Source organism: Mycobacterium sp. 050134 (genome assembly GCF_036409085.1).
Lineage (GTDB): Bacteria > Actinomycetota > Actinomycetes > Mycobacteriales > Mycobacteriaceae > Mycobacterium.
Window position 1 is genome coordinate 130,679 of the sequence record NZ_JAZGLV010000015.1, and the last position, 23,373, is coordinate 154,051.

The 23,373-nt window shown below is 71.4% G+C and carries 19 protein-coding genes; 9 read left to right on the forward strand and 10 right to left on the reverse strand.

Going from position 1 to position 23,373, the window contains the following annotated elements:
• Positions 1-2: 2 nt before the first annotated feature.
• A complete protein-coding gene (locus SKC42_RS18920) occupies positions 3-401 on the reverse strand; it encodes a serine protease inhibitor (protein WP_330965805.1) in 399 nt (132 codons plus the stop codon).
• Positions 398-3,073, reverse strand: a complete 2,676-nt coding sequence (locus SKC42_RS18925; protein WP_442932192.1) for a sensor histidine kinase — start codon at positions 3,071-3,073, stop codon at positions 398-400. Before SKC42_RS18925 ends, SKC42_RS18920 begins: the two co-directional genes overlap by 4 nt.
• 246 nt (positions 3,074-3,319) lie before the next feature.
• On the opposite strand from SKC42_RS18925, the gene SKC42_RS18930 reads away from it, so the two are divergent.
• Together SKC42_RS18930 and SKC42_RS18935 are read left to right on the forward strand one after the other, a co-directional pair.
• A complete protein-coding gene (locus tag SKC42_RS18930; protein WP_330965807.1) occupies positions 3,320-3,793 on the forward strand; it encodes a tRNA (cytidine(34)-2'-O)-methyltransferase in 474 nt (157 codons plus the stop codon).
• Positions 3,794-3,823: 30 nt separating this feature from the next.
• The gene (locus tag SKC42_RS18935) at positions 3,824-4,150 is read left to right on the forward strand and encodes a transcription initiation protein (RefSeq protein WP_330965808.1); all 327 of its coding nucleotides are present in this window, start codon (positions 3,824-3,826) and stop codon (positions 4,148-4,150) included.
• Here the strand turns inward: SKC42_RS18935 and SKC42_RS18940 are convergent, their stop codons facing one another.
• Entirely contained in the window at positions 4,151-4,795 is a 645-nt protein-coding gene (locus tag SKC42_RS18940; protein ID WP_330965809.1) for a nitroreductase family protein, read from the reverse strand.
• Between the two features lie 88 nt (positions 4,796-4,883).
• Entirely contained in the window at positions 4,884-8,177 is a 3,294-nt protein-coding gene (locus tag SKC42_RS18945) for an error-prone DNA polymerase (RefSeq protein WP_330965810.1), read from the reverse strand.
• A gap of 164 nt (positions 8,178-8,341) precedes the next feature.
• On the opposite strand from SKC42_RS18945, the gene SKC42_RS18950 reads away from it, so the two are divergent.
• Together SKC42_RS18950 and otsB are read left to right on the forward strand one after the other, a co-directional pair.
• Positions 8,342-9,715 (forward strand): wax ester/triacylglycerol synthase domain-containing protein, encoded by a 1,374-nt coding sequence (locus SKC42_RS18950; protein ID WP_330965811.1) that lies wholly within the window; start codon positions 8,342-8,344, stop codon positions 9,713-9,715.
• Positions 9,716-9,755: 40 nt separating this feature from the next.
• The gene (otsB, locus tag SKC42_RS18955; RefSeq protein ID WP_330965812.1) at positions 9,756-10,916 is read left to right on the forward strand and encodes a trehalose-phosphatase; all 1,161 of its coding nucleotides are present in this window, start codon (positions 9,756-9,758) and stop codon (positions 10,914-10,916) included.
• 3 nt (positions 10,917-10,919) lie between these two features.
• Here otsB and SKC42_RS18960 read toward each other — a convergent pair whose 3' ends face one another.
• Complete coding sequence (locus tag SKC42_RS18960) at positions 10,920-11,792, reverse strand: MaoC family dehydratase (RefSeq protein WP_330965813.1); 873 nt, start codon at positions 11,790-11,792, stop codon at positions 10,920-10,922.
• An 83-nt stretch (positions 11,793-11,875) separates the two neighbouring features.
• On the opposite strand from SKC42_RS18960, the gene SKC42_RS18965 reads away from it, so the two are divergent.
• Genes SKC42_RS18965 through SKC42_RS18975 form a run of 3 tightly spaced genes read left to right on the forward strand, consistent with a single transcriptional unit; the run spans position 11,876 to position 15,655 of the window.
• On the forward strand, positions 11,876-12,583 hold the full coding sequence (locus SKC42_RS18965; protein WP_330965814.1) for a histidine phosphatase family protein: 708 nt from the start codon (positions 11,876-11,878) through the stop codon (positions 12,581-12,583).
• A gap of 47 nt (positions 12,584-12,630) precedes the next feature.
• Positions 12,631-14,637 (forward strand): SDR family oxidoreductase, encoded by a 2,007-nt coding sequence (locus SKC42_RS18970; protein ID WP_330965815.1) that lies wholly within the window; start codon positions 12,631-12,633, stop codon positions 14,635-14,637.
• A 55-nt stretch (positions 14,638-14,692) separates the two neighbouring features.
• On the forward strand, positions 14,693-15,655 hold the full coding sequence (locus SKC42_RS18975; RefSeq protein WP_330965816.1) for a nucleoside hydrolase: 963 nt from the start codon (positions 14,693-14,695) through the stop codon (positions 15,653-15,655).
• Here the strand turns inward: SKC42_RS18975 and SKC42_RS18980 are convergent.
• The 3 genes from SKC42_RS18980 to SKC42_RS18990 form a co-directional block, all read right to left on the reverse strand.
• A complete protein-coding gene (locus tag SKC42_RS18980; RefSeq protein WP_330965817.1) occupies positions 15,650-16,342 on the reverse strand; it encodes a hypothetical protein in 693 nt (230 codons plus the stop codon). The two genes, SKC42_RS18975 and SKC42_RS18980, sit on opposite strands and share 6 nt — an antisense overlap.
• Positions 16,343-16,435: 93 nt before the next feature.
• On the reverse strand, positions 16,436-18,022 hold the full coding sequence (locus tag SKC42_RS18985; protein WP_330965818.1) for a DNA polymerase Y family protein: 1,587 nt from the start codon (positions 18,020-18,022) through the stop codon (positions 16,436-16,438).
• 4 nt (positions 18,023-18,026) lie between these two features.
• On the reverse strand, positions 18,027-18,701 hold the full coding sequence (locus SKC42_RS18990) for a hypothetical protein (RefSeq protein WP_330965819.1): 675 nt from the start codon (positions 18,699-18,701) through the stop codon (positions 18,027-18,029).
• A gap of 99 nt (positions 18,702-18,800) precedes the next feature.
• Between SKC42_RS18990 and SKC42_RS18995 the strand changes: the two genes are divergently transcribed.
• Positions 18,801-19,415 (forward strand): hypothetical protein, encoded by a 615-nt coding sequence (locus tag SKC42_RS18995; protein WP_330965820.1) that lies wholly within the window; start codon positions 18,801-18,803, stop codon positions 19,413-19,415.
• Between the two features lie 24 nt (positions 19,416-19,439).
• On the opposite strand, the gene guaA is transcribed toward SKC42_RS18995, so the two are convergent.
• Entirely contained in the window at positions 19,440-21,017 is a 1,578-nt protein-coding gene (guaA, locus tag SKC42_RS19000) for a glutamine-hydrolyzing GMP synthase (protein WP_330965857.1), read from the reverse strand.
• A 93-nt stretch (positions 21,018-21,110) separates the two neighbouring features.
• Positions 21,111-21,752, reverse strand: coding sequence for a winged helix-turn-helix transcriptional regulator (locus tag SKC42_RS19005; RefSeq protein ID WP_330965821.1), 642 nt, complete (start codon positions 21,750-21,752; stop codon positions 21,111-21,113).
• Positions 21,753-21,832: 80 nt separating this feature from the next.
• Here SKC42_RS19005 and SKC42_RS19010 point away from each other — a divergent pair, with 80 nt between their 5' ends.
• Positions 21,833-23,368, forward strand: coding sequence for an MFS transporter (locus tag SKC42_RS19010; protein WP_330965822.1), 1,536 nt, complete (start codon positions 21,833-21,835; stop codon positions 23,366-23,368).
• Positions 23,369-23,373 lie beyond the last annotated feature (5 nt).

A 23,373-nucleotide genomic window follows, 5' to 3' on the forward strand; every position in this document is an offset into this window, starting at 1 on the left:
GCTCACGAGACGGTGGACCGGCGGGCCGATTGCACCACGCCGCCCACGCGCTCGACCAGGACGGCCATCTCGTAGCCGATCTGTCCGATGTCGCAGGACGTCGCGGCCAGCGTGGCGAGGTGTGAGCCGTCGCCGACCCGCATCAACAGCAGGTAGCCGTTCTCCATCTCGACGACCGACTGCAACACCTGTCCGCCCTCGAAAAGCTGCGCGGCGCCGGTCGCGAGGCTGGCTAGCCCGGAGGCCACCGCGGCCAGCTGGTCGGCCCGCTCACGTGGCAGGTGCTCGCTGGCGGCGATGGGCAGCCCGTCGACGGACACCAGCAGGGCATGCGCCACGCCGGGCACCTCGCGGGAGAACCGCGTGACCAGCCAGTCCAGGGAGTTATCCGGTGATGTCATTGCTGCCCAGGCCCTTGATCACGGGCGTGCGAACGGCCCGTGCGCACGCCGCCGAAATGATTACTGAAGGAGGCGCGAACGGCCTCGGGGTCGCGGGTGACGGCCGCGTGCTGGGGGTGCTTGCCATTGGTGCCCTGGTCGCCCCCGTCCTGCTCCGCGGAGTCAGTTTCGCTGGCCGTGCCGGGCACCAGCCGGGCGCCGGGAGTGCGGACCGGCAGCCCGTGGTCGGCGGTGCGCGCCTCGACGGGCTTGTCCTCGGCCTCGGCCGCCAGCGTCCAGCCGCGGTCCCAGACCGACTGCCAGTCCAGGTCCGGGCTGTTGACCAGGTCGTGCGGGTCGCCCAGCATCTCCGACAGCATCCTCCGGTAGATGACGTCATCGTCGGCCGGGGCCGCCGGCGCGGTCTTCGGGGCGGGCGGGGCCGCGGGCGCCTGGTCCCGCCCTTCGGTGGTTCGGGACCGCGCGCCGAAGAACGCAGCGGTGTTCGTCACCGCCGGGGTCGGCGCGGGGGCGGGCACGTCGCGTCGGGGCTGACGCTCCGATTCGTCGGGTGGCGCGGGATCCTCGGTGATGCCGCTGGAACCGGGATTGCGCCGCGGCAGCAGCGTGACCGACGGGGCGAACGCCGCGGCGCCGTTCGTGTTCGACCGCTCGCGGGCGCCGGCGGCGGCCGCGGGCGCGGCCACCGCTTCGGCGGGCGGTGCGGTCGGCGCCCGCACCGCCCGGATCTCGCGCGGCGCGGGCTCCGACCCGTCGAGGACGGCGGCCGGCAGGTAGATCTCGGCGGTCGTGCCGGTGCCGGTCTCGTCCGGCGCCGGGCCACGCAGCCCCACCCGGATGCCGTGCCGCGCGGCGATGCGGCCCACCACGAACAGGCCCATGTGGCGGGCGTTGTCGGGGGTGGGGTCGGGGGTGTCCTCCCCGCCGGCCTGCAGCCGCGTGTTCGCGATGCGCCGGTCGGCGTCGTTCATGCCCAAGCCCGAGTCAGAGACGCGCAGCAACACCCCGCCGTCGCCGCCGCGGGCGGCCGACACCCGCACGGCCGTCGTCGGCGGCGAGTAGCGCAGGGCGTTGTCAATCAGCTCGGCGAACAGGTGGATGACGCCGCCCGCGGCCGCGCCGACCAGCGCGCAGTCGGGCAACGCGACGATCTCCACCCGCCGGTAGTCCTCGACCTCGGACACGGCGGCGTTGATGACAGTCGCCAGGGGAACCGGGTCACGCTGGTCACGCGCGAGCTGCGCGCCGGCCAGCACCAGCAGGTTCGCGCTGTTGCGGCGCAGCCGGGCCGCAAGGTGGTCCAGCCGGAAAAGGTTGTTCAGGCGTTCGGGGTCCTCCTCGTTGCGCTCCAGCCGGTCGATGAGCTGTAGCTGCTGGTCGACCAGCGAGCGGCTGCGCCGGGACATGGTCTCGAACATGTCGTTGACCAGCAGGCGCAGGCGCGCCTCGTCGCCGGCCAGCAGCAGGGCCTGGGTGTGCAGCTCGTCGACGGCGTGCGCGACCTGACCGATCTCCTCGGTGGTGTAGACGGGGAGCGGCACGGGCGTCGGCGCCGCGCCACCGGCCTTGACCCGCGCGACCTCTTCCTCGAGGTCGGTGTGCGCGACCCTGAGGGCGCCGTCGCGCAGCATGCGCAGCGGCCGGACCAGCGCGCGGGCCACCAGCAGCACGACGGCCAGGGCGACGACGATGGCGGTCAGCACGACGACCGCGTCGAGGATGGCGGCGTCGCGCCGGTCGTTGGCCTGGGCGTGCACCGACTTGGTGACCGAGGCCGTGGTGTCCTGGATGACCTGTTCGGCGATGTCGTCGGTGGCCTGGATCGAGCGCAGCAGCTCGGGGTTGTCGACGAGCATCGCGGCCGGATCGGACATGATCGCCATCCGGGTCACCATCTGCTGCTGCAGCGTCTTGGCGTCGGACGAGCCGGCGCCGAGCACCTCGCTCATCCCGAACAGGGTCGACGGCTCGGTGCCGGCCAGGGTGATCATCGACGTCCGCAGCTGCGGCTCGGGCAGGTCCGCCCCTCGCGTGACCAGGATCTTCTGCATCGTCATCTGGCCGCGGGCGCCGACCGCCCGGCTCAGCCCCTGCGTCTGCGCCCGGGTCTGCCGGTTGTCGACCTCTACCGAGGCGTTGATGACGTCCTCGGCCGTCAGCAGGATGGGGGCGTAGGTGGTGACCCGGTCGCGCAGGCCCATGCTGTTGTCGGCCACCTTGTCCAGCAGCGCCTGACCGCCGCCCAGCAGTGTCGTCACCCCCGACCGAACGTCGGAAGTGACGTCGGTGTCCGCCAGCCGCTGCTGCAGCTCGCCCTTGCGGGCCTCGTAGTTCTTCTTCGCGCCCTCGACGTCACGGTCGGTGGAACTCGCCAGCAGCGCGACGTCCAGCGCCGACATGTACTTGGTGATCGCCGGCACCACGTCCGCACGGGCCGCCGCCAGCCGCAATCCGCTGGAGTTGGCCATGGCGCCCTGGATCCGCAGGGCACCGAACACCGTCGCCAGGACGAGTGGGACGAGGACGATCGCCAGAACCTTCCAGCCGACGGGCCAGTTGCTCAGCGACCACGTCGGCGGGCGCTTCCCCGGCGCCGGCGCGACCGTGGGGGCATCGGAGGGCCCGGTCGGAACCGCCTCGGCCGCGTGGGCCGGGCGGGCGAACATGGTCACGTCGCCGCGGCCGGCAGACCGGCCGCCACGCAGACCTTCAGCGCTGAACGAAACGAGAGGCTCATGAAACTTCCTGAGTTATTTCCACCCGCCGCGCGCAGATAGGCGCGAGCGGTGAACGTGGCAATTCGACGAGTATGACAGCCCACGCCGCAGGTCACCAGATTCTCACTGTGTACCGAGGGGCCCTACGCCGGCGGGCGACGCCGGCAAACCCCGCGGACCCGGCTTTGTCATGATCGGCAGATGTTCCGGCTCATGTTCGTGTCCCCTCGCATTCCCCCGAATACGGGCAACGCCATCCGGACGGCGGCCGCCACCGGCTGCGAACTGCACCTGGTCGAGCCGCTGGGATTCGACCTGTCCGAGCCCCAGTTGCGGCGGGCCGGCCTGGACTATCACGACCTGGCGTCGGTGACCGTTCACCCGTCGCTCGCGGCGGCGTGGGGGGCGCTCTCGCCGGCACGGGTGTTCGCCTTCACCTCGCACGCGACCACCCCGTTCGCCGACATCGACTACCGGCCCGGGGACGTGTTGATGTTCGGGCCGGAGCCCGACGGGCTGGACGCCGCAACGCTGGCCGACCCGCACGTCACCGGCCAGGTGCGCATCCCGATGCTGGCGGGCCGGCGTTCGCTGAACCTGTCCAACGCCGCCGCGATCGCCGCCTACGAGGCGTGGCGTCAGCACGGGTATGCGGGGGCCGTGCAGTCGCGGTGACTTCCAGCCCCGGCGCGGGTCAGTACTGCCATGGCGATGTTCATCACGATCGGTTACGGGGAAGAAGCGGGTTACGACCGTTTGAGCGACGAATGCAAGCGGGCCGCGCATGCGCGCGACGACGAGTTGCGCGCGGCGGGCGCCCTCGTCAGGATCGCGGGTCGGCCGGTTCGGGTACGCAATACCGAGGCCGCAGGGGTGCGGATCGAGCCCGGCGCCTACCTCGAGTCAGCCTTGCCGATCGCCGGGTTCGCGGTGTTGGAGGCCGAGGACCTGGAGGCAGCGATCGAGCGAGTGAGCCACACGCCGTGTGCGGTCGCGCACGGGGTGGTCGAGGTGTGGCCCCTGGCGACCTGACTACCAGGCGTTCCAGTGCGCCACCTGGTCGGCGGGCAGCCGCTTGGCGGGGCGGAAGTCGGTGCCCTTGGTGTAGGCGATCGGGAACAGCCCGGCCTGGCTGTACCGGTCGAACGGGATGCCGAGCACCTCGGCGGCCTGCCGCTCGCCGTCCTCGAGCAGGTGCAGCGTGGTCCAGCAGGTGCCCAGCCCGCGGGACCGCAGCGCCAGGCAAAAACTCCACACCGCCGGGAACAGCGACGCCCAGAAGGACACGCCGCCCAGCGGCGACTGGTCGTCCCGGCCCTGGATGCACGGGACCAGCAGGACCGGCGCCTCGTGCATGTGCTCGGCGAGGTAGGTGGCGGAGTCGCGCACCTTGCCCATCCGATCGCCGCGGGTGTCTCCCTCGGGGTAGTCGCGCGGCGGCGCGCTAAGGTAACCGCGCGCGTTGGCCAGATAGATGTCGCCGAGCGCCTTGCGCTTGTCGGCGTCCTCGACGAACACCCACTGCCAGCCCTGCGAGTTGGATCCGGTGGGCGCCTGCAGCGCCAGTTCGAGACACTCCATCAACACCCCACGGTCCACCGGCTTGTCGAAATCGAGGCGCTTGCGCACCGACCGAGTGGTGGTCAGGACTTCGTCGACGGACAGGTTGAGGGTCATAGACGCGAGACTATCCGTTCGCGCCGAACGTGCACCCACCGCGAATATTTTGCAGAAATTTCGCGGTGGGTGCACGTTCGGCGGGCGCTCAGCGGAAGTCGCGGGATTTCGAGCCGACCGCCAGCGTGATGCGGCCCAGCCGCTCGGCGACCACGGTGACTGCGCCGCTGGCGTTTTGGACCTGACCGCGCACCAGCATCGCCGGGGCGGTGTTGGCCAGCTTGCGGTGCCGCGCCCACACCGCGGGCGTGCAGAGCACGTTGACCATCCCCGTCTCGTCCTCAAGGTTGAGGAACGTGACCCCCTGGGCCGTGCCGGGCCGCTGCCGGTGGGTCACCGCGCCCGCGATCAGCACCCGGTCACCGTCGGGCACGCTGAGCAGCCGCCCGGCGGGCACCACGCCCAGCGCAGCCAGGTCTTCGCGCAGGAACTGCGTCGGATAACTGTCCGGGGAGACGCCGGTGGCCCACACGTCAGCGGCGGCCAGCTCCAGCTCGCTCATCCCGGGCAACTCCGGGATGTGCGACGACGACCCCACCCCCGGCAGCCGGTCCGGGCGTTGGGTGGCGGCCGCGCCGGCCGCCCACAGCCCCTCCCGCCGCGACATGCCGAAGCACGCGAAGGCCCCGGCCGTCGCCAGCGCCTCGGTCTGCGGGACGGACAGTTGCAGCCGGGCGGTCAGATCCAGCAGGGAAGCGAACGGCCCGTTTGCCTTTCGCTCGTCCACCAGCCGCTCGGCCAGGTCGTCGCCGATGTGACGGACGGCGCCCAACCCCAGGCGCACCTCGGTTCCTTCGTTCTCGAGCGTGGCGTGCACCAGGCTGGCGTTGACGTCCGGGCCGTGCACCGCCACGCCGTGCCGGCGCGCGTCGGCCACCAGCGACTGCGGCGAATAGAAGCCCATCGGCTGCGCGCGCAGCAGCGCCGCGCAGAACGCCGCCGGGTGGTGCAGCTTGAACCACGACGAATAGAACACCAGCGACGCGAAACTCAGGGCGTGGCTTTCCGGGAAGCCGAAGTTCGCGAAGGCCTCCAGCTTTTCGTAGGTCCGGTCGATCACCTCGTCCGGGGCGCCGTGCAACGCGCGCATGCCGTCGTAGAACCGGCCGCGCAGCCGACGCATGCGTTCGGTCGAGCGCTTGGAGCCCATGGCGCGGCGCAGCTGGTCGGCCTCCGCGGCCGAAAAGCCGGCGCAGTCGACCGCGAGCTGCATCAGCTGCTCCTGAAACAAGGGCACGCCCAGCGTCTTTCGCAGCGCCGGCTCCATCGACGGGTGGTCGTAGACGACCGGGTCCAGGCCGTTGCGCCGCCGGATGTAGGGGTGCACCGACCCGCCCTGGATGGGCCCGGGACGGATCAGCGCGACCTCCACCACCAGGTCGTAGAAGGTCCGCGGCTTCAACCTCGGCAACGTCGCCATCTGTGCGCGCGACTCCACCTGGAACACGCCGACGGAATCGGCGCGGGCCAGCATCTCGTACACCCCCGGCTCGGACAGGTCGAGCCTGGCCAGGTCCACCTCGATCCCCTTGTGCTCGCCCACCAGGTCGATGGCGTAGTGCAGCGCCGAAAGCATGCCCAGCCCCAGCAGGTCGAACTTCACCAAACCGATGGCCGCGCAGTCGTCCTTGTCCCACTGCAACACGCTGCGGTTCTCCATCCGCGCCCATTCCACCGGGCACACATCGGCGATCGGGCGGTCGCAGATCACCATGCCGCCGGAATGAATGCCCATGTGCCGCGGCAGGTTCCGGATCTGGTTTGCCAGGTCGACCACCGGCGGCGGGATGCCCTCGACCTCGGGCGAGTCGGCCAGCCCGTCCCAATGGCCGAGTTGCTTGCTCCAGGCGTCCTGCTGCCCCTGCGAGAAGCCCAGGGCGCGGGCCATGTCGCGCACCGCGATCCGGCCCCGGTAGGTGATGACGTTGGCGACCTGGGCGGCGTAGTCGCGGCCGTAGCGCTCGTAGACGTACTGGATGACCTTTTCGCGCTGGTCGGACTCGATGTCCATGTCGATGTCGGGCGGCCCGTCGCGCGCCGGCGACAGGAACCGCTCGAACAGCAACTCGTTGGCCACCGGGTCGACGGCGGTGACGCCCAGGGCGTAGCAGACCGCGGAATTGGCCGCCGACCCCCTGCCCTGGCACAGGATGTTGTTGCACCGGCAGAACCGGGCGATGTCGTGCACCACCAGGAAATATCCCGGAAACCTCAGCTGGGCAATGACTTTCAGCTCGCGCTCGATCTGGGCGTAGGCCCGCGGCGCGGCATCTGCCGGCCCGTAACGGTCGCGCGCCCCCGCCATGGTCAGCTGCCGCAAAAAACTGTCCTCGGTGTGCCCGGCGGGCACGTCGAACGGCGGCAGCTGCGGGGCGATCAACGCCAGCCCGAACGCGCACCGCTCGCCGAGCTCGGCCGCGGCGCTCACCGCCTCGGGGCACCACGCGAACAGCCGGGCCATCTCCTCGCCGGACCGCAGGTGCGCCCCGCCCAGCGGGGCCAGCCACCCGGCGGCCGAGTCCAGGGACTCGCGGGCCCGGATGGCGCCCATCGCCATGGCCAGCCGGCCGCGCGACGGCCCGGCGAAGTGCGCGCCGGTGGTCGCGACCACGCCCACCCCAAAGCGCGGCGCCAGCGCAGCCAGCGCCGCGTTGCGTTCGTCGCCAAGCGGGTGACCGTGATGGCTCACCTCGATGCTGACCCGCCCGGCGCCGAACCGGTCCACCAGGTCGGCCAGCGCACGCTGCGCGGCCTCCGGTCCACCACCGGTAAGCGCCTGACGCACATGGCCTTTGCGGCATCCGGTCAGGATGTGCCAGTGCCCGCCCGCGGCCTCGGTCAGCGCGTCGAGGTCGTAGCGCGGCTTGCCCTTCTCCCCGCCGGCCAGATGCGCGGCGGCCAGCTGCCGCGACAGCCGCCGGTAGCCCTCCGGGCCGCGGGCCAGCACCAGCAGGTGCGGGCCGGGCGGATCCGGCGTCTCGGTGCGGGCCCCGGGGCCCAAGGACAGCTCGGCCCCGAACACGGTGCGCAGCTCGAGCTCGGCGGCCGCCTCGGCGAACCGCACCGCCCCGTACAGCCCGTCGTGGTCGGTCAGCGCGAGGGCGCGCAGGTCCAGCCGGGCGGCCTCCTCGACCAGCTCCTCCGGCGTGCTGGCCCCGTCCAGGAAGCTGAACGCCGAATGCGCGTGCAGTTCGGCATACGAAACGGAACGAGCAACGGACGAACGGGCCGCCCGGCCGCGCGCCGGCGCTTGATACGCCGCACGCTTGGGCGACAGCGGGGCGTCCTCCCCGACCACGGGCGGCTCGCCGGCATGGCGGGGCTTACCGGCGAGCACCCGTTCCATCTCCGCCCAGCTCGGCGGCCCGTTAAACCAACCCATGCCAGCCCACCCCGCGAGTGTATCGAATATATGTTCGATACACACCCGGCGTGTTAAACGCATCTTCAACTTCCAAACACGTTCTTAACGTCCCCGGTCTACCGCCGGACGCCGGGTTACCAGATACTGGTACGGGTGCAAAAGGCGACAGCGGGGGGCTGAGCATGGCGCAGCTGCGGACACTCGACACGGCGTTCCTGCGGGCCCACGACCCGGGCCAGCGCGCGAGCCTGGCGATCGGGGCGGTCGCGATCGTCGACGGCGCCATCCCCCGCAGCGAAGAACTCAATCGCCTTCTGGCCGAACGGGTTACCGCAATACCGCACTACGCGCAGCTGCTGCGGACGCCGGACCTCGACTGGGTTGACCACCCGGACTTCACCCTGACCGATCACCTGCACCACGCGGCCGTTGCCCGCCCCGGCGGTGACGCCGAACTGTCCCGGGCCGTGGCGCACGCCCTCGAGCGCCCCCTCGACCTGAGCCGGCCGCCGTGGGAATGCTGGGTGATCCAGGGCCTGCATGGCAACCGGTGGGCCATCGTCTTGAAGGTGCACCACTGCCTCGCCGACGGCCACTCCGCCGCCCACCTGCTCGCACGGTTGTGCGACGACGCCGACGGCGACGCGTTCGACCACGTTGCCGCGAAACCGGTGTCGGCGCCGAAGCCGCCGAAACCGGGCTGGACGCCGGCTCTCGGCGCGTTGCGGCACGCTTCGACGCTGACCGGCGCCCTCGCCGGTGCCGCGCTGCCGATGTGGCCGGGCCCCCGGGCCGCCGGGGCACACAGCGGGGCCACCCCGCGCCGCTACCGTTCGGTGCGGGTGCCGATCGCCGACGTCGACACCGTGTGCCGCAAGTTCGGCGTGACCGCCGACGACGTGGCGCTGGCCGCCCTCACCGAAGGCTTCCGGTCGGCGCTGCTGAACCGCGGCGAACGGCCGCGGGCGGATTCGCTGCGCACCCTGGCGCCCCTGCAGGGAGAACCGACGCAGTCGGCGATGTTGTCGCACCTGCCCGTCGAGCACGACGACCCGGTGCAGCGGCTGCGCAGCGTGCACCGCCGGCGGCAGGCGAACGAGACCGGCCTGCCGGAACCGGGCGGAATCCTGGAATCGGCGCTCAACCTGATACCGAACCCCTTTCGGACCAACGTTTTCCAGCTGCTGGCGCGCCTGCCCCAACGGGGCATCGTGAGCCTGGCGACCACCGCGCCGGGCCCCCGCCGGCAGCTGCGGCTGATGGGCCGCACGATGGAGCGCCTGTTACCCATCCCCCCGACCGCCGCCCAGCTGACCACCGGCGTCGCCGTCCTGAGTTACGGCGACGAGCTGGTGTTCGGCATCACCGCCGACGACGACGCCCCCTACGACGTCAAGCAGTTGGTGGCCGGCATCGAACTGGGCATGGCGCGGCTGGTCGCACTGAGCCAGGACTCGGTGCTGCTCTTCGGCACCGAGCACCGGCGCAGGCGCGCGCTTCGGGAACGCGCGCGCCGGGCCGGGCACCCGTCCACGTGGGGGCAGGCGCGTCACTGACCCGGCCCCCGCACTGCCGCCTGCCGTGAGAGGCTGGGGCGTGCGCAAATCCGGGCCGGTCAACATCGACGCGCGCCGCCACGACGCGGTGCTGTTCGACGCCGGCGCGACCGTATTTGCGCCGACCCTCGCCCGGCGCCTGCGCGAGGCCGGGGTCGGCGCCGGGGAGTTCACCGCGGTCGCCGGCGGCCCGGTCACCGCGGCCGCCGAGCTGAACGTGCGGCCGGGCCGCTGCGCCGTCGCCGCGACCGACCCGTCCGGCGTCGGCGCCGCCCGCGACGCTGGGTTCGCGCTGGTGATCGGTGTCGATCCCGGGGGGCGCCGGGAGGCGCTCGAAGCCGCCGGCGCCGACGAAGTCGTCACCGACCTGGACGAAGTCGCCGTACGGACCGGCGACCGGAGGATGTCGCAGCTTCCGGACGCGTTGCACGCCGAGGGCCTGTGCGGCGGGCATCCGGCGGTGTTCTACGACTTCGACGGCACGCTGTCCGACATCGTCAACGACCCCGGCGCGGCTACGCTGGTCGCCGGCGCGGGCGAGGCGCTGCGGCGGCTGGCCGCGCAGTGCCCGGTCGCGGTGCTGTCCGGCCGCGACCTCGCCGACGTCACCAAACGGGTCGGCCTGCCCGGCATCTGGTACGCCGGCAGCCACGGTTTCGAGCTGACCGCGCCCGACGGGACGCACCACCAGAACGAGGCCGCCGCAGCCGCCATCCCGGTGCTGGAACAGGCGGCCGCCGAGCTGCGGGAGCGGCTCGGCTCGATCCCGGGAATCATGGTGGAGCACAAGCGTTTCGGCGTCGCCGTGCACTACCGCAACGCCGCCCGCGACCGGGTCGGCGAAGTGGCGGCGGCGGTCCGCGCGGCCGGCCGCCGCGACGAACTTCGGGTGACCACCGGCCGCGAGGTCATCGAGCTGCGCCCCGACATCGACTGGGACAAGGGGAAGACGCTGCGCTGGGTGATGGACCACCTGACGCGGGACGCCGCCGGCCCGCTGGTGCCGATCTATCTCGGCGACGACATCACCGACGAGGACGCGTTCGACGCGGTGCGCGCGGGCCCCGTCCAGGGCGTGCCGATCGTGGTGCGGCACACCGACGACGGCGACCGCGCCACGGCGGCGCAGTTCGCGCTGGACAGCCCGGCGCGGGCCGCCGAGTTCACCGACCGGCTGGCGCGCCAGCTCGGCGAGGCCTGACGCTCACTCCTGCACGTACTCCACCGCGCCGTCGTCGAGCACCACGCGGGCGTCGGAGCCCTCGCCGCCGGACGCTTCGGTGCGGAAGACCGCCTTGCCCGGTTCGGTGCGCCAGATCAGCGTCGTCAGCGTCTCGCCGGGGAACACCGGCGAGCTGAACCGCGCGGCGATCGAGGTGACGTTGGCCGCGATCCCCCGGCCGAGCTCGGCGACCAGCGCGCGGCCCGCGACGCCGTAGCTGCACAGGCCGTGCAGGATCGGCTTGGGGAACCCGGCCATTTCGCGGGCAAACCAGGGGTCGCTGTGCAGGGGGTTGCGGTCGCCGGACAGCCGGTAGATCAGCGCCTGGTCCTCCCGGGTGGGCAGCGGGACGCGGGCGTCGGGCTCGCGGTCGGGAAACTCCGGCGCCACCGGCCGCTGGCCGGGCTGGCCGCCGAAGCCGCCCTCGCCCCGGATCACCAGCGTGGTGAGCGTCTCGGCGACCAGTTCCCCGGAGTCCGGGTCGGTGCCGCGGCCGCGCAGCATCAGGATCGCGTTCTTGCCCTCCCCTTTGTCCTGGATGTCGGCGACCTCGGAAACCACCGACAGCTTCCCCGCCGGCGGCAGCGGCGCGTGCAGCCGGACGGCCTGCGACCCGTGCAGCAGCATGGCCCAGTTGAACGAGCCGACCTTGCCCGCCGCCCCGAACGCCGGGCAGCAGATCACCGCGTACGTCGGCAACACCTGCTGGCTGATGCCGTGGCTGTTCTCCGTGGTGAACGACAGGTCGTCGAGCCCGGCGCCAACACCGAGCGCGTAAAGCAGCGTCTCCCGGTCCGTCCATTCGAACAACATCGGTTCCGTGACGGCGCCGACGGCGCTCGGGTCGATGGCCATGGGGGTCTCCTTCCAAGCATTTTCTCCGACGCAACCATCGCAAACCCTTCCCAGCGACGCCCTCCGCAGGGCAGGCTATCGCCATGCGCAAGGGGAGCAGGAGCGGGAAGGCACTCAAGGGACTGGCTGTGCTCGCCGCGGCGGTCATCGTCGGCGCCTGCGGTGGATCGCCTCAGGCGCGCAGCATCACCGTGACGTTCATCCGGCATGCCGAGTCGGAGGCGAACGCCAGCGGGACCCTGGACACGTCGGTGCCGGGCCCCGGCCTCAGCCCGGCGGGCCAGGCGGAAGCCCAGCAGCTGACGCACGCCCGGCACGACTTCGACGCCGTGTACGCCTCCACGATGACGCGGGCCCAGCAGACGGCGGCCCCGCTGGCCGCCGAACTCGGCAAGCAGGTCGAGGTGCTGCAGGGCATCCAGGAGATCGGCGCCGGGTGGTACGAGGGCAAGCCCGTCTCGATGTCGCCGTCGACGTACCTGCTCGCGCCGGCGGACTGGCTCAACGGCGACCTGCAGGACAGCATCCCCGGTTCGATCTCCGGCAAGGAGTTCAACGACCGGTTCACCGCGGCCGTCAACAAGATCTACAACAGCGGCCACAGCAAGCCCGTGGTGTTCGCGCACAAGTTCTCCATCGAGTACTGGACGCTGCTCAACGCGAGAAACGCCAGGGACACCCTGGCGACCAGCCACCCGCTGCCCAACGTCGGCCGCGTGGTGCTCAACGGCAATCCGATGACCGGCTGGACGCTGGTCGAATGGGACGGCATCCGCAACTTCAACAGCTGACCTAGGGGACGGTTGACCGGGCGGCCGCCAGCCGCGACGATGGCTGGATGCGCTATGTCGTTACCGGCGGTACCGGATTTATCGGGCGCCGGGTCGTTTCCCGCCTGCTGGACACCCAGCCCGGCGCCGAGGTGCATGTCCTCGTCCGCCGCCCGTCCCTGGGCCGCTTCGAGCGGCTGGCGGCCGAGTGGGGCGACCGCGTCAAGCCGCTGGTCGGCGAGCTGCCGGACCTGACCGTCAGCGACCAGACGCTCGCCGAGCTGGGCGGCCTCGAGGGGCGGGTGGATCACGTCGTGCACTGCGCCGCCGTCTACGACATCACCGCCGGCGAGGCCGAGCAGCGTGCCGCCAACGTCGAGGGCACCCGGGCCGTCGTCGAGCTGGCGCGGCGCCTCGACGCCACGCTGCACCATGTGTCGTCGATCGCCGTGGCCGGCGACTTCGCCGGGGAGTACACCGAGGACGACTTCGACGTCGGCCAGCAGCTGCCGACCCCCTACCACCGGACGAAGTTCGAGGCCGAGGCGCTGGTGCGGTCGGCGCCGGGGCTGCGCTATCGCATCTACCGCCCGGCGGTGGTGGTCGGCGATTCCCGCACGGGCGAGATGGACAAGGTGGACGGCCCGTACTACTTCTTCGGCGTGCTGGCCAAGCTGGCGGCGCTGCCGTCCCTGACCCCGATGCTGCTGCCCGACGCCGGGCGCACCAACATCGTGCCGGTTGACTACGTCGTCGACGCGCTGGTCGAGCTTATGCACGCCGAGGGACCGGACGGCCGCACGTTCCACCTCACGGCGCCGAAAACCATCGGGCTGCGCGGCATCTACCGCGGCGTCGCGCGGACGGCCGGGCTGCCGCCGCTGCGCGGGTCACTGCCCAGCTCGGTGGCCGCCCCGGTGCTGAAGGTGCGCGGGCGCGCGCGGGTGCTCCGCAACATGGCCGCCACCCAGCTCGGGATACCCGCCGAGATCTTCGACGTGGTCGACCTCAAGCCGAAGTTCGTCAGCGACGAGACCCGAAAGGCCCTGCGCGGCACGGGCATCGAGGTGCCCGACTTCGCCGCCTACGCCCCCCGGCTGTGGCGGTACTGGGCCACGCACCTCGACCCCGATCGCGCCCGCCGCGACGACCCGGCGGGGCCGCTGCGCGGCCGCCACGTCATCATCACCGGGGCGTCCAGCGGCATCGGCCGGGCATCGGCCATCGCCATCGCGGAAAAGGGGGCCACGGTGTTCGCGCTCGCCCGCAACGCCGACGCCCTGGACGAGCTGGTGGCCGAGATCCGCGCCGCCGGCGGCGACGCGCACGCCTTCACCTGCGACGTCACCGACTCGACATCGGTCGAGGCCACCGTCAAAGACATCCTCGGCCGCTTCGGCCACGTCGACTACCTGGTGAACAACGCCGGCCGGTCGATCCGCCGCTCGGTGGTGAATTCCACCGACCGGCTGCACGACTACGAGCGCGTCATGGCGGTCAACTACTTCGGCGCGGTGCGGATGGTGCTGGCGCTGCTGCCCCATTGGCGCGAGCGCCGCTTCGGGCACGTCGTCAACGTCTCCAGCGCGGGCGTGCAGGCGCGCAACCCCAAGTACAGCTCGTACCTGCCGACGAAGGCGGCGCTCGACGCGTTCGCCGACGTCGTGGCCTCCGAGACGCTGTCCGACCACATCACCTTCACGAACATCCACATGCCGTTGGTCGCGACGCCGATGATCGTGCCATCACACCGGCTGAACCCGGTGCCCGCGATCAGCGTCGAGCGAGCGGCTGCCATGGTGGTGCGTGGCCTGGTCGAGAAGCCGGCGCGCATCGACACCCCGTTGGGCACGCTCGCCGAGGTCGGCAACTACGTCGCGCCGAAGACCTCGCGGCGCATCCTGCACCAGCTCTATCTGGGCTACCCCGACTCCGCGGCGGCCCGCGGGCTGCCGTCCGCCGCCGCCTCCCCGGCGCGGCAGCCGGGCCGTCCCGCCCGTCCCGGTGCCCGCGGCTTCCGGGCGCCGCGACCTGTCAAGCGCCTGGTCCGCTTGGTGCCCGGGTTGCATTGGTGAACGTTTCACCCACGCCCGGAAGCGGTACTCCGGCGACGTTCGCGTCCGCCTGGCCGTGAGCGCGATCTTCGTCGACGCCGACACGGGCATCGACGACGCGTTGGCGTTGATGTACCTGCTGGGCAGCCCGGACGCCGACGTGGTCGGGATCGCCTCGACCGGTGGCAACATCGACGCCGAGCAGGTGTGTGCCAACAACCTCGGTCTACTCGAATTGTGCCGCGCCCCAGCCATTCCGGTGTCCAGGGGCGCCGACCACCCGCTGTGCGGCCGGTGGCCCCAGCAGTCGAAGTTCCACGGCCCGGGCGGATTGGGATACGCCGAGCTGCCCCCGACCGACCGGCGGGTCACCACCCACGACGCAACCGCGGCGTGGGTCGACGCGGCTCGCGCCCATCCCGGAACGCTGACCGGTCTGGTCACCGGCCCGCTGACCAACCTGGCGCTGGCCCTGCGCACCGAACCCGCGCTGCCCACGCTGCTGCGCCGGCTGGTGATCATGGGCGGCGCGTTCGGCGGCTCCGGCATTGGCGCCAATCCGCTGGCGGAATGGAACATCCGGGTCGATCCCGAGGCGGCGAGCGAGGTCTTCGCCGGTTGGGCCGGGCGGCAACGACTTCCGATCGTCTGCGGGCTGGACCTCACCCGGCGCGTCGCCATGACCCCGGCCATCCTGGCGCGCCTGGCCGAACGGACGGGTGAGTCGCAATTGATGGGGGTGATCGAGGGGGCGATGCGGTTCTACTTCGAATCCCACGAAGACCGCGGACACGGTTACGTCGCCTTCATGCACGATCCATTGGCCGCCGCGGTGGCGCTCGACCCGCGGCTGATCTCGGTCCGGGCCGCGACGGTCGACGTCGAGCTGGCGGACACGCCGACCCGCGGGACGACGATCGCCGATTGGTCAGAAAACCGAAAACACAACGCCCTCATCGGAATCGGGGTGGACCCGGCCGAGTTCTTCGACCGGTTCATCGACCGGGTCGGGCGCCTCGCCGATCGGGTGAGCTCATGAGGTCTTGGCCGGCGCTCCGGTCAACCCGGGGGCCGTTCGTTCGATGTTGCGCTTCAGCACGGCCAGCATGCGCGCCTGCATGACCCACACCACTGCGGGAAAGACCCACCCATACATCAGCAGCTCGAACCATCTGGGGCGGGCGGCCTGATAGCCGCCGACGACCAGGCGGGTGCGGCGGGCCGCCAGCTCGGTCAGGCGAAAACCCCACAGAGCCTCCATATAGGCGGCGGGCCGCGGCTGACGCGGATCGAGGGGTTTGCCCCACGGATCGCCCAGCCAGTAGAGCCCCAAGAACCGGTTCGGTTCAAGGGTGGCAACCGTATACGACTGGAGGCCGAAGCAGTTCAGACGATCCCCGACGCCGAGATCCTGCCACTCCGGGTGAACCTGCCGGGCGCTGGGACGGCCCGCGTTGTCGAGGAGGTCCCAGGAGTAGAAGCCGCCACGGTCCCAACCCATCTGAACCAGCCACGGCCAAACCTGCTCGGCGGCCGCCTCGATGGTGACGGCCATGGTGGCTCCCCGCCCGCCCTGAGGAACAAGGTCGCCGCCAGGGAAGGGGCCGGCAACCTCGTCATCAGTCGCCCCCCACGCCATGAGGCGGGGCACGAGGATGCGCCGATACGCCACCGCGGCCGCCGTTCCCACGACCGCGGCGCCCGCAATCTTCCGCACACCGGTCATCCGACAACCGTGCGACACATGCAGAGGGGCGACTAGGGCCAAACGTCATAGCGTTCGGCAACCTTGGTGGCCGGTGCCCGACCAACGACGTGATCACTCATAGCTGCCCTCGAGGTACCAGCGCCGCTGGCGATAGCAGAGCAGTAGCGCGCGCTCGCTTCCCAGCAGTACCTGCGCGCGGGCGGTGCGGCCCTTTGCTTGGTTTTCCTGGTTGGGATCCCACCACCGCTCGTCGACCGGCCACGGTCCGGCCCACCAGCTCAGCGGTTCGCCCCGGCCGCGAACGGTCAGGCTCGCGGGATCGGCGGAGAACATCCCGCGGGCGGTCACCTTCACCGGATCCCCCTGGGAATCAAGCAGTTCCACCGGGTCGTCGAGCAGCACGGCCGGCGACGGCGCGGGCAGCCGGCCGGGCCACGGCAGGTCCGGATCGGCCAGCGGCACCGGCTCGTCGCCCAACGGGGTCAGCGTGATGCGCTCGACCGGCCCCCTACCGCCGGACAGCACCGGCACCTGCACCGCCTCCGGGCCGAGCAGACCCTGCACCCGCACCAGCGCCCGGCGGGCCCGCAGCCTGTCCTCCTCGCCGAGCCCACCCCACAACGGCAGCTGCAGCGCCTCGGCGGACACCACCTCCACCGCCTGCAACCGCAACAGGGTCACCGGTGCCGTGGGTCGTTCACGCCCGGTCCGACTGCTCAACCACCCGTCGAGCTGCCAGCGCACCCGGTCGGCGGTGGCGTCCTCGGTCAGCGGCTCGGCGCACCGCCACACCCGGTGCAGTTCTTCGCCGTTGGCCGTGACGGCGTGAATGGCCAGCCGGGTGCAGCCCACCCCGGCGGCCATCAACGCCTGATGCAGCGAGCTCGCCAGCGACCGCCCGGCGAACGCCGCGGCGTCGACGCGGTCGATCGGCGGGTCGCAGTCCAGCACGGCCTCGAGTTCCGGCGGCGGTTCCCGCCCGGACGGCCCCCGCTCGGGTTCGCCGCGGGCGAGCCGGTGCGCGGCCACCCCGTCGGCGCCAAACCGGGAGGCCACGTCGGTGGCCGACAGCGCGGCGAACTGCCCGATGGTGCGAATGCCCATGCGCCACAGGAGATCCGTCAGCTCTTCGCGCCCCGGGCCGGACAGGCTCGGCTCGGTGGCGAGCTGCCGGATGGACAGCACCGATAGGAACCTCGCGTCACCCCCCGGTTCCACGATGCGGCCCGCCCGCGCGGCGAAGACCGCGGTGGACAATTGGTCGGCGATGCCGACCTGACACTCCGCGCCGGCCACCGAACTCACGGCCACCGCGTCGATCAGCCGCTCGGCGGCCTTTTCCTCGGACCCGAAATAGCGGGCCGCCCCGCGCACCGGCAACACCAGGAGGCCGGGCCGCAGTACCTCGGCCCGGGGCACCAGGTCGTCCACCGCCGCAACCACCCCCTCGAAGAAGCGGGCGTCGCGGTCGGCGTCGGCTGTCGCGACGTGCAGCTGCGGGCAACGTGCCGCCGCCTCCCGGCGCCGCAGCCCCCTCCGCACGCCCACCGCGCGGGCGGCCGCCGAGCAGGCGATCACCCGATTGGCCAGCGTGACGGCGATCGGGGACGTCACCGGCTGGTCCGCGGCCGCCGCCGCCGCGACCGCGGGCCAGTCCATGCACCAGATCGCCAGCACCCGTGAGGCCCTGACACCCATCTGGCTATCCGGCCCGCACCCGGTGGACCGTCCGTCCCGCGCACAGCCCGCTGACCTCCAGCCGCACCCGGCTGATCCGCCCGAATCCGGGTGATGGCACCCCCCGGCGACCCGCCGTGATTTCGTAACCGCAGACCCGGGCGGCAAGCCGCGTCGGCGCCCCCTCCCAGTCGCCGTCGGTGACCAACAGGGTGCAGCCCCTGTTGCGGGCCCGGGCCACCACCGTGCGCGCCCGGCTCTGCGGGACGCTCCGACCGCCCAGGCCGAGCACCACCAGATCCATGCCGTCGACGAGCACCGCCGCCACCTCTACCGGGTCGGCCCCTGGGTCCGGTATCACCGCGAGCCGGCCCAGGTCCGCCCCCATCTCCGCGGCGGCCAGCAACCCGAGGTCCGGCTGGCCGACGATGGCCGCGTTTCCCCCGGCCGCCGTCACCGCGGCCACCATGCCCAGCAGCAACGACCGCGCACCCGACAACACAGCCACCGTCCCGCGCGGCAACGACACCGGCAGCGAATCCGCCAGCCACTGTGGCAGGGCCAACCGGGACTCGGAATCGGGCAGCAGGTCATCCGCGCGGGCGACGCGCCCGGACATCTGAACCATTTGCCGGCGAAGCGATTCCAGCTGCTCAGCACGGTTTTCCCGGCGAGAATCGGGAGCGAAAGCCGCGGTCATGACAAGCCTCCCGATCCACGATTTTCGAAAGTATGTTCGATCTACACGCAGTAAACACCCGGCCTCCGACAAGCGTCAAGCAACGTGAGAGGCTGCTTTATGCGCTCGGTGCTGGTGTGGCTGATGGTGCTCTTCGGCGCCGTTTCAATAGCCTCAGGAGCTTCGATCGCTCCGAGCAAGGCCACGCCATGTCAACCGGCGGAGCTGTTCGTCACCGACAACTCCGATCCCCTGTTCGAGTCGCAGGCCGACGAGACGCTCGACCGCAATGGCATCGAGGTGACCGGATCGACGCCGCTCGACGGGGCCTACTGGTCCACCGCCCTGCAGCGGCTGACCTTCGAGCGCTCGCGCGAATTCCACCTGTGCGACGCCGACGGGTCCGCCCTGCACGCCGCGGCCGAGGCACTGCGCCGCCGGTTCGACCAGGCATCCGTGTTGACCTTCGACTACCTGCCGCCGCAGGCCCCGCAGGAAAACGCCATCCTCATCACCGTGCCGGATATCGACATCGGCCGCCTCGGCGGCGCGCTGGCGGCGGACCCCACAGCCCGCTCCCGCCTACGCGGAGGATCCGTCACCGCGACCGACCACACGCTGATCCTCGTCGCCGGCGAAGGCGACCGCGAGGTCGCCCGCCGGCTGGTCGGCGAGGCGGGCGGCGACTGGGACACGGCCGCGATAGCCGGCGGCAGAGGCGAATTCGTGGAGTAAGCCGACCGAGCGAGGCTCGGCGGCCTACTCCCACTCGATGGTGCCCGGCGGCTTGCTGGTGACGTCGAGCACCACGCGGTTGACCTCGGCCACCTCGTTGGTGATGCGGGTGGAGATCCGCTCCAGCACCTCGTAGGGCACCCGGGTCCAGTCGGCGGTCATGGCGTCCTCGCTGGACACCGGCCGCAGCACGATCGGGTGCCCGTAGGTGCGGTTGTCGCCCTGCACGCCGACCGAGCGGACGTCGGCCAGCAGCACCACCGGGCACTGCCAGATCTGGTTGTCCAGCCCGGCGGCGGTCAGCTCCTCGCGTGCGATCGAGTCGGCCCGCCGCAGCGTGTCCAGCCGCTGCGCGGTGACCTCACCGACGATCCGGATGCCCAGACCAGGGCCCGGAAAGGGCTGACGCCCAACGATTTCCTCGGGTAGACCCAACTCGCGCCCGACGGCGCGCACCTCGTCCTTGAACAGCAGCCGCAGCGGCTCGACGAGCTTGAACTTCAGGTCGTCGGGCAGGCCGCCGACGTTGTGGTGGCTCTTGATGTTCGCGGTGCCGCTGCCGCCACCGGACTCCACCACGTCCGGGTAGAGCGTGCCCTGCACCAGGAACTCGACTTCAGAGTCGGTGTCCCCCACAATATCTCGCACGGTACCCTCGAACGCCCGGATGAACTGGCGCCCGATGATCTTGCGCTTGCCCTCGGGATTGGTCACCCCCGACAGCGCGGCCAGGAAGGTCTCCTCGGCGTCGACGGTCACCAGGTTGGCGCCGGTGGCCGCGACGAAATCCCGTTGCACCTGCGCGCGTTCGCCGGCGCGCAGCAGGCCGTGGTCGACGAAGACACACGTCAATCGGTCACCGATGGCGCGCTGCACCAACGCCGCGGCCACCGCCGAGTCCACGCCGCCGGACAGCCCGCAGATCGCGTGGCCGTCACCGATCTGCGCCCGCACCTGCTCGACGAGAGCGTCGGCGATGTTGGCGGGCGTCCAGTCCGCGCCCAGCCCGGCGAAGTCGTGCAGGAATCGGCTCAGCACCTGCTGCCCGTGCGGGGAGTGCATGACCTCGGGGTGGTACTGCACCCCGGCCAGACGCCGCTCCCTGCTCTCGAAGCCGGCCACCGCCGCGCCAGCACTGCTGGCCACCACCTCGAACCCCTCCGGGGCGGCGGTGACCGCGTCGCCGTGGCTCATCCAGACCGGTTGGACGCCGGGAAGACCCGAATGAAGCTCTCCGCCAAGGACCTTCAGCTCGGTGCGGCCGTACTCGCTGGTGCCGGTGTGGGCGACGGTCCCGCCCAGCGCCTGCGCCATGGCCTGAAACCCGTAGCAGATGCCGAACACCGGCACGCCGATGTCGAACACCGCCGGATCGAGCTGCGGGGCGCCCGGTTCGTAGACACTGGACGGCCCCCCGGAGAGCACCAGCGCCGCCGGCTGCCGGGCCTTGATCTCGTCGACCGAGGCGGTGTGGGGGACGACCTCGGAGAAAACCCGCGCCTCGCGCACGCGACGGGCGATCAACTGCGCGTACTGGGCGCCGAAATCGAGCACAAGCACCGGTCGAGCCGGCGCTGCGGGCTCGACGCCCTCGGGAGGAATGTCAGCGGATTCGGCCACGATCGGTAAGTCTAATGACCCCTTCCCCGCAGGCTGAGCTGCCATCCATCCGTAGGGACCCGCCGGGCGGCCGGCCTACAACGAGAACACCTGACGCATGGTGTCGACGGCATCCGGGGCGCCGTCCCAGTCGAGTCGCCGCAGCGCCGCCTTGCGCTTGGCGTCGGTGGCACCCAGCCGAGCGGTGACCAGATCGGCCGCGGTAGCGGTGAGCGTCACCGAAGGCTCGCCGTGAGCCGCGACCAGCCGGCCCTGCGTCACCGCGAATCCGAAGCTGCGGCCGTCGATCTCGACGCGGTACGTCGCCGCCACGCCGGCCGCTTTCGCCGAATTGAAGCCCAGCATTATTCCGGCGAGGAACCCGTTCAGCGGCGACATGGGCCCATCACCGATCGGGTCCATCCGGTCGAGGCCGGCCCACGCGAGACTCTGCAGGACGGGCAACGCCCGCTGCCAGCCCAGCTCGCTGAGCGTGTAAACGGTGCGTCCGACCGGGGCCGGCAGGTCGGTGCGCTCGACCAGCCCGGCGTCTTGGAGCTCCTTGAGCCGCTCGGCGAGCAGATTGGTTGCGATCCCGGGCAACTCGGCGCGCAGGTCGCCGTAGCGGCGGGGACCGCCAACCAGCTCACGCAGGATGAGCAACGTCCACCGCTCACCCAGGACGTCGAGCCCGCGCGCGATGGGGCAGTTCTGGTTGTAGTTCCTGCGGGATGACACCACGCCACCCTACCAGTGGCAGACATGTTTTTGCATCTAAAACTTGATTTATTTGTCTATTGAGTTTAGTTTCAAGCCTCATGAGTCCCGAACCGGTCTTCCGCCACCGCCCCATCCCGGCGCTCGCCGTCATCTGCGTCGGCGTCTTCGTGATCAGCGTCGACGCCACCATCGTCAACGTCGCCCTGCCCACCCTGTCGCGGGAACTCGACGCCGACACCGCCCAGCTGCAATGGATCGTCGACGCCTACACGCTGGTCATGTCGGGCCTGCTGCTGTCGGTCGGCAGCCTGTCCGACCGCTACGGCAGGCGGGGGTGGCTCAACTCCGGACTCGCGTTATTTGCGCTCACCTCCGCCGTTGCGGCGCAGGCGAATTCGGCCGACGCGCTGATCGCGTCCCGCGCCGCGATGGGGGTCGGCGCGGCGGTGATCTTTCCGACCACCCTCGGACTGATCACAAACATCTTCACCGACCCGGTCCGGCGCGCCAAGGCGATCGGGCTGTGGGCGGCCATGGTGGGTGTCGGGGTGGCCGTGGGGCCGATCAGCGGCGGGTGGTTGCTCGAGAACTTCTGGTGGGGCTCGATCTTCATGGTCAACATCCCGATCGCGGCGCTGGCGATCCTCGGCGGCTACCTGTTCGTTCCGACCTCGCGAGACCCGGCGGCGCCGCGCGTCGACATCCCCGGACTGGTCCTGTCGGCGGCCGGCATCACGACGCTGGTCTACACGGTCATCGAGGCGCCCATGTGGGGATGGACCGACGGCCGGACCGCCACCGGATTCGCCCTCACCGCGGCCGTTCTCGCCGGTTTCGCGCTGGCCGAGCGGCGCAGCACCCATCCCATGCTGGACGTCTCGGTGTTTGCCAACCGCCGGTTCTCCGGCGGCAGCCTGGCGGTGACCGCGGGCTTCCTGACGTTGTTCGGGTTCATCTTCGTCATCACCCAGTACTTCCAATTCATCAAGGGCTACACGGCGTTTCAGAGCGGTGTGCGCCTGCTGCCGGTAGCCGCCTCGATCGCGCTGGCCAGCATCCTGGGGCCCCGGCTGGTGGAGCGAATCGGCACCACCGCCGTCGTCGCCGGCGGGTTGACCCTGTTCGCCGCCGGGCTCGCGTGGGCGTCCACGGCGGACGCCGCCACGCCCTACAACCAGATCGCCATGCAGATGGTGCTGCTCGGCGGCGGCCTCGGCCTGACGACGGCGCCGGCCACCGAGGCCATCATGGGGTCGCTGTCCGCCGACAAGGCCGGGGTCGGCTCGGCGGTCAACGACACGACGCGTGAACTCGGTGGCACCCTCGGGGTGGCCGTCGCCGGGAGCATCTTCGCATCGGTGTACTCGGGCCATCTCGAAGCGGGCGCGTTGGCGGGGCTTCCCGCCGACGCCATGCGGCACTCGATGGCCGTGGCGCACAGGGTTATCGAGCGGCTGCCCGCACAACAGTCCGGTCACGTCCGCGACGCCGTCGATCATGCCTTCCTCGACGGCCTGCAGGTGAGCTCGCTGGTATGTGCGGGCATCGCGCTCGGCGCCGCGATCGTCGTGGCCTGGCTCCTGCCGGCCCGCGCACGCCTAGCGACGCCGTCCCTCGAACTGGCCAGGGCCTAATAACT